Origin of the sequence: Clostridium arbusti SL206 (assembly GCF_000246895.1) — a bacterium.
In the GTDB taxonomy this organism is placed as follows: Bacteria; Bacillota; Clostridia; order Clostridiales; family Clostridiaceae; genus Clostridium_I; species Clostridium_I arbusti.
Genome location: NZ_BAEV01000148.1, coordinates 1 through 6,865 on the forward strand (window position 1 = coordinate 1; position 6,865 = coordinate 6,865).

Genomic DNA, 6,865 nt, shown 5'->3' on the forward strand with positions numbered 1-6,865 from the left:
AGTATAATTTTTTCCAGTAGTTTATAGGGGTTAATTAATAAGCTTAAAACCTATTCCCCATACCGTCTGAATATATTTTATTTCACTATCGGCTTCAGCTAATTTTGTACGAAGGTTACTTATATGCACATTTATGGTGTTATCGTCACCATAAAACTTGTCCCTCCATACAGCTTCAAATATATTAGCTCTTGTGAATACTTTTTTAGGATTAGACATGAATAGTTCCAGTATTGAATATTCTCTAAAGGTTAAGTTAATGGGTTTATCTTTAATTAAAACCTCTTTTGACTCCGTATCTAAAATGATATTCTCATACATGAATTTATTGCTTTTTAGTTTTGAAGTGGAGAATTCTCTATATCGTCTTAATTGAGCCTGAACTCTTGCCAGTACTTCATATACATCAAAAGGTTTCCCTATAAAATCGTCTGCTCCCAGCTTTAATACATTAATTTTATCTTCTTGAGCTATTTTTGCAGATATGACTATAATGGGCATAACTTTTAGTTTTCTTATTTCACCTATTAAAGTTTCACCGCTGATTCCAGGCAGCATTAAGTCTAGAAGTACTATATCATAATCATATTGTTCTATGCACATTTTAGCCTCTGAACCAGAATAGGTAGCTCGTACATTATAGCCTTCTCTAGTTAGTATATCGGAAAGTAATCCATTGATATCTGTGTCGTCTTCAGTTATCAGTATATTTATATTTGACTCCAAACAAATCACCTCTTTTGGTATTATAGCATTTTGGGAACTACCACTGAGGTAGTTCCCAAAAATTATTTAGAATTTGTAAGACTTGTAAGCTGATAGCTTCCCTTATCTTCGTTATATTTAAATCCATAATTATACTTAAAAGTTTTTGTAGATGTTTGCCCTGAAGCATTAATTATGTCATAGACTTCTTCTGTAGTTACAGTACCGGATTTACTGTCCTCTGACATAGTATATGAAAGTACGTTGAATGACACTACATTTTCTTTTATTCCATTATTATAAGTACTTGGAATATACTTCTGTTGCTCATTATACAAATCACTTCCTGGATATAGATAGGGTTGTACATCTGAAAAATTATTATAATTAACAGCATCTGAAAAAGAATTAGTATACCAATATATTAGATCATGCATTTGATTGTCCATGCTACTCAATTGATTTTTTGATTCACTGAAACTTAAATTTATGCTGTCATCACCATTGGATACTGTATATTCATTGCTCTTTAGTTTTTTACCATTTTGATTTGTTACAGCATATATCTTCATATCACTGCTAACTGGTCCAAAATCTGATGCATCACTGATTTTTACACCACTGTCTCTATTATTTACAAAGATTTCTGCATCAGCGTAATCACCATTTATCTTTACATAATTAAGATTTGTAAGGGTATCTATATCTACTTTGCCATTAGTAGAATTTACAAGGTCAACGTTATAGGTCTTATTTAAAGAGGTGTATTTACCATTGTAACTTGCATATAATTTATATTGCCCTGGTACAAAGGGACCAAATTCTCTAGAAAAATTATCAGTGTCACTTTTACCAATCTTAGTGTTATCTAAAGAAAATTCTACATCCTTTATACTAGTTTTAATGTCAATGAAGGTTGGTTTAATGGATATTTTATAACTAGGGAAAAATAATAAGGTTTTACCTGCATTGATAATGCTAAAATTACTTTGAGACGGATTGTTTGCATATCTAAAGTTACTACTACTTATTTCACTATTTAAATCACTGATTGTTTTATTTAGATGGGATGGATTATTTTTAAAATATAAAAGTAGAGCACCACTATTTTTATCATCTATCTTTAATCTATCATCAGTACAATAGAGTATTTTATTTAAGTCTGCCACATTGTTTGAAGATACATCACTTTGGAAACGTGAAACCAATTTAGCTGGATCTGTCATTGATCTTCCTATAGTAATATACACTCCTATGATGATTACTAATATTATAATTCCTGCAATACTTATCCTAAGTTTTTTTGAATCCAATGATTTTTTTACTGATGAATTTTCATACTGAGGGAAATCACTATTATCAGTAGCAGTATTTTTATTTATAGGCTGAGTATTATCTACTATGTTATTCTTGTATTCTTTTGATTGAAAATCATAACCACAATTAGGACATAGGGATTCATTCTCTTTTAATTTAGTACCACATTTAGTACAAAATCGCATATTTATCACTCCAAATTTTTTATTATATTTTACTTTATATCTAGACTCTGTAATCTTAATTCTTATTTAAAATAAAGATAAGCAATATCTCCATAGATAACAGAGACATTGTCTGAAATTTGACAGTATTTTTATAAATTAAGATTTTTTATAGCATTCATAATGGAAGATACCAGAGTAGCTATATCAGAGTATATAAAACTTTTTAAGCAGATGGCTAGTACAATAACAGTAAATATAGCTGCTACTGAAACTACAAATACTCTGACGTTTTCTGGAAGAGGTAAGGATTCTTTTATAACTATAGAAAGGCATACTAATGAAATTATAAAACCTAATAAAGCTACTACTAATCCAAAATTAATTGATAAATAAGAAAGTAGGATTGAAAAAAGTTCAAAGTATAATGTGGGAATTGTAATTATAAGTGCTGTTTTATAGAATTTAAATATGTCACCTTTATTTTTTGAAAGCATAGAATTTGCCAAGCATAGTATTATAAAAACAATTAAGATTCCGATTAAAATTAGAGCACAATTTTGTATAAATATCTTTCCGTAGGGTATTTTCACATAGGGTCTAAATTTATCAATTTCGCTTGTAAAAGTATTTAACTCTGAAGAACTTATTGGATCAGAAGAACTACCTGGTTGTATTAAACTTGCAAGTCCAGCTATTCTATTAGCTAGATTCATAGTAATACTATTTATACTGGAAATGATTTGACTTATTCTCCACATTCCTAAAAGCCCCTGTATAATTAGAACAAATACTGTTATTATAAGTGCAATATTTTTTTCAGTTTCATTTATAAATTTCTCTGCTGTTGATACAGGTCTTAAAAACATATTTAACAGTATATCAAGTACACTTTTTAAATTTACCACTTTGTCTAAATTGAAATTATTCCTTTCGCTTTTCGTAGAATTCTCTTTAGTTATATCTGAAAGAGTAGCTTTTTTTGCCCCGCAATTGGGACAAAATAAATCCTCATCCTCCAGTTTATAACCACATTTGTAACAATAGACCATTATTATTCCTCCTAGATCATTAGTTGTAAACTATATAAAAACAATATTATTGATTAATTCACCTCTTTTCACATTAAATACATTTTATTAATAAATTATTTTAAAATATGTATTATTATTCATAAGTAATTATAATATTAAAATTTAATTATTTCTAGGATTTATAGGAATTTTGTAGAAATTTTCAATTATAAATGTAATTAATTCAACACAAAAAGACATAGATAAATTAATAATAGCCAAAACTAACCTATAGGTAAGACTACTTACAAAAAAGTGACTACTTGTTTTAAAGTGAAACATTGGTTATACTTTTCCTATAGGTATAATATATAAGAATATTTAAAACATAAGAATAATTGTTTTATAGTTATATTTTCCTATAAATAAATATTAATTTAATAAGGAAAATATTCATCTTTTGTCTTTAGAACGATGCAGTACTATAGCGGTTAGTCATAGGATAAAAGATTATGGATATAAGGCACATTCAAATAAATAACTAGTCAGTATGCTAGTCTATTTTGAATCCCACCGCGTCAGCAGAACCCTCAGATAGCTCACTATCTGAGGAACCTATTTCCTTGTTGGCTTCAAAATATACGTCGCATCTTTGAATTGTTATTTATTTTCATATGCCTAATACATTTAGAACAATAGGAGGGTATATATATGGTAAAAAGTATAGAAGATAGAACAACTTTAAATAATGGGGTAAAAATGCCTTGGCTTGGACTTGGAGTTTTTAGAGTAGAGAATGGTCCAGATGCATCTAATGCAGTAAGAGAGGCTATAGTACAAGGTTATAGAAGTATTGATGGTGCAGCCATTTATGAAAATGAAGAGAGTATGGGACAGGGAATTGCAGAAGGAATAAAAGAAGCTGGAATTTCTAGAGAAGATTTATTTATAACATCAAAGCTTTGGAATGCTGACCAAGGCTATGAATCAGGACTTAAAGCTTATGAAGAAAGTCTAAAGAGACTTGGACTAGATTACCTAGATTTATATCTTATACATTGGCCTGTAAAGGGAAAGTATAAAGAGGCTTGGAGAGCTTTAGAAACTATATACAAAGAGGGACGAGTAAGGGCTATTGGAGTAAGTAATTTTCAAATTCATCATTTGGAAGATTTATTCACGGATGCAGAAATTAAACCAGCAGTAAATCAAGTTGAATATCATCCAAGATTAACACAAAAGCCACTTCATGAATTCTGCAAAGCACAGGGAATTCAATTGGAAGCTTGGGCACCATTAATGGTAGGTAAATTATTTGATAATGAAGTTCTAAAAGAAATTGCTGATAAACATAACAAATCTATTGCTCAGGTTATTTTACGCTGGGATTTACAAAATGGAGTAGTAACTATTCCTAAATCCACAAATAAGGGAAGAATTAAAGAGAATTCAGGAATATTTGATTTTGAATTAACTGCTGAGGAAGTTACTCAAATAGATAATTTAAACCAGGATTTTAGAACAGGAGCGGATCCAGATAATTTTAATTTCTAATCAATGAATTTTACTATGGTAAGTGAAGGGTATTTTATTATATAAAGTAAATGATAGAACAAAAAAATAAAAAGAGGAATAAAGCCTACAAAAGCCTTATTCCTCTTTTCGGTTTTTTATAACGACAGCTATATCTTTCCTTAGATCTTGTATAGATTGCGTGAGAGCACCAATCTGTACATTTACCTTAAAGAGAAGATATAGACTAACTGCTATGGGGAAACCAAGGGTATTTATAAGCTTTACAAATTGATCAAGCATATATATTACCTCCCTTGCCGTTATAGTAATATATATGCTATTTTGAGGATTTTTTCAGATAAAATCATAATTTCACACCTATTTGTACAAAATAAGGATGATGTTTAGTAATATCTTTTTTATGGACAAAAAAAGCAAATAGCCTAAATTTGTGTTATAATAATTCATTATAGGGAGGTGATGAAGTGGGTATTACAACAATTAGGGATATGAGTATTACTGAACTTGAAAGGTATATTAAGAAAACTGAAAATCATATTAAAGAGTTGCTGAAAGAGTATAGCAATATAAATGAAAATAAATTAATAAATAACCATCATATGCATGATTTGAGAAAAAGAGCATATACTATAAAAGAAGTATATGAACATGTACAATGGGCAAATGATAAGATCGGTATTATTAATAAGGTAGGTACAAGTCTTAGTACTAAGCCTAGACGGGGAGAAATTTGGACTTGTCAGCTAGGTAAGAACATTGGATCTGAAGAAAATAAAATTAGACCTGCAATAATAGTTCAGAATAATACAGGAAATGATAGAGGACCAACTACTATAATCGTACCAATATCTAATAGACCTAAAAAAATTGCAACACATATTGAAATTAGAAAAAATGATTATAAATTAGTAGACGGCGAAAAAAATATAATTACAGGTACTATTTTATGTGAGCAAATTAGGGTAATAGCAAAGGTTAGATTAGGTAGGCATGTGGCTACACTTGAAGACGATTTCTTAAACAATATTTTGAAACCTAAATTAAAACTATCCATAGATATATGATTTGATAAAAAATAATTATAAAATTAATAGAAAAATTTATACAAAAACTATTGCCTATATTAGATTTAAATGGTATCATTATTTTTGTACGGTTTACATACCTAGTTTTGGCTAGGAGATTCTATCCCATATTCTCATTTGCTAACTTACTCGACATAGGTCGAGAGATTATATAACATATTTAAAAAGGATATTTCAAAGGATTAATCATCTATCTTTTGAAATGTCCTTTTGTGCTTATATATAGATTTATTTCCTTCCACATTCAGAAGCTTCACCAGTTAAAATATCAATACCATGAGGCAGAGCTGACAGTGCTACTTCAAGGTTTTCTACAGCACCTTTTGGGCTTCCAGGTAAATTGATTATTAGAGTATTTTTCCTTATTCCACTGACTGCTCTTGAAAGCATAGCTTTAGGAGTTATTTTCAGGGAAGCAGCTCTCATGGCCTCTGGAATTCCAGGTACTTGCTTTTCTATAATCTTTATAGTGGCTTCAGGGGTAACATCTCTTTTAGAAAATCCTGTGCCGCCATTTGTTAAAATTAAATTAACGCCCACAGTGTCGCATAGATATACTAACTCTTGTTTTATTAAATCAATTTCATCAGGTATTATTTTATAATAGTCCACAGAATATTCATCTTCTGGTAGAGTCTTTTTTATAGATGGCCCTGTGGTATCTTCTCTTTCATTTCTAGAACCTTTATCGCTTATAGTTAATATTGCTGTATGTATCATTTTTATCACTCCTAGCTAAATTATTATCAATAATTATACTACAATTTCATAAGATATGAATCTCTATATATTTCTCATATTTATAGTATAAGATATTTCAACGGATATTTATACATGTAATAAAGCTGTTAAGCTATTGGAATGATGCAATTATAGAGATTAACAATACTATTGTATGAAAGCAAAATCAATAAATATCTAATTGTTATATATAAATTAGTTTTATTTCTATATATAATGGGAGTAAAACTACGTAATTTTATATATTGATATATATTTTGTAACATTTGTGTAAAAAAACAAAAAATATATCAATACTACGTGT

General features: G+C 29.1%; 7 protein-coding genes. 2 read left to right on the forward strand and 5 right to left on the reverse strand.

Going from position 1 to position 6,865, the window contains the following annotated elements:
- Positions 1–30: 30 nt before the first annotated feature.
- The 3 genes from RH99_RS17290 to RH99_RS17300 all read right to left on the reverse strand — a co-directional run bounded on the left by RH99_RS17290 (position 31) and on the right by RH99_RS17300 (position 3,238).
- On the reverse strand, positions 31–726 hold the full coding sequence (locus tag RH99_RS17290; RefSeq protein ID WP_010241252.1) for a response regulator transcription factor: 696 nt from the start codon (positions 724–726) through the stop codon (positions 31–33).
- A gap of 62 nt (positions 727–788) precedes the next feature.
- On the reverse strand, positions 789–2,207 hold the full coding sequence (locus RH99_RS17295; protein WP_010241253.1) for a zinc ribbon domain-containing protein: 1,419 nt from the start codon (positions 2,205–2,207) through the stop codon (positions 789–791).
- Between the two features lie 131 nt (positions 2,208–2,338).
- A complete protein-coding gene (locus tag RH99_RS17300; RefSeq protein WP_010241255.1) occupies positions 2,339–3,238 on the reverse strand; it encodes a zinc ribbon domain-containing protein in 900 nt (299 codons plus the stop codon).
- A 672-nt stretch (positions 3,239–3,910) separates the two neighbouring features.
- Here RH99_RS17300 and RH99_RS17305 point away from each other — a divergent pair.
- Positions 3,911–4,753 (forward strand): aldo/keto reductase, encoded by an 843-nt coding sequence (locus RH99_RS17305; RefSeq protein WP_010241258.1) that lies wholly within the window; start codon positions 3,911–3,913, stop codon positions 4,751–4,753.
- Positions 4,754–4,849: 96 nt separating this feature from the next.
- Here RH99_RS17305 and RH99_RS18735 read toward each other — a convergent pair whose 3' ends face one another.
- Positions 4,850–5,014, reverse strand: a complete 165-nt coding sequence (locus RH99_RS18735) for a YvrJ family protein (protein ID WP_010241259.1) — start codon at positions 5,012–5,014, stop codon at positions 4,850–4,852.
- A gap of 191 nt (positions 5,015–5,205) precedes the next feature.
- Here RH99_RS18735 and RH99_RS17315 point away from each other — a divergent pair, with 191 nt between their 5' ends.
- A complete protein-coding gene (locus RH99_RS17315; RefSeq protein WP_243441513.1) occupies positions 5,206–5,799 on the forward strand; it encodes a type II toxin-antitoxin system PemK/MazF family toxin in 594 nt (197 codons plus the stop codon).
- Between the two features lie 249 nt (positions 5,800–6,048).
- Here the strand turns inward: RH99_RS17315 and RH99_RS17320 are convergent, their stop codons facing one another.
- Positions 6,049–6,540, reverse strand: coding sequence for a MogA/MoaB family molybdenum cofactor biosynthesis protein (locus RH99_RS17320; protein ID WP_010241263.1), 492 nt, complete (start codon positions 6,538–6,540; stop codon positions 6,049–6,051).
- Positions 6,541–6,865 lie beyond the last annotated feature (325 nt).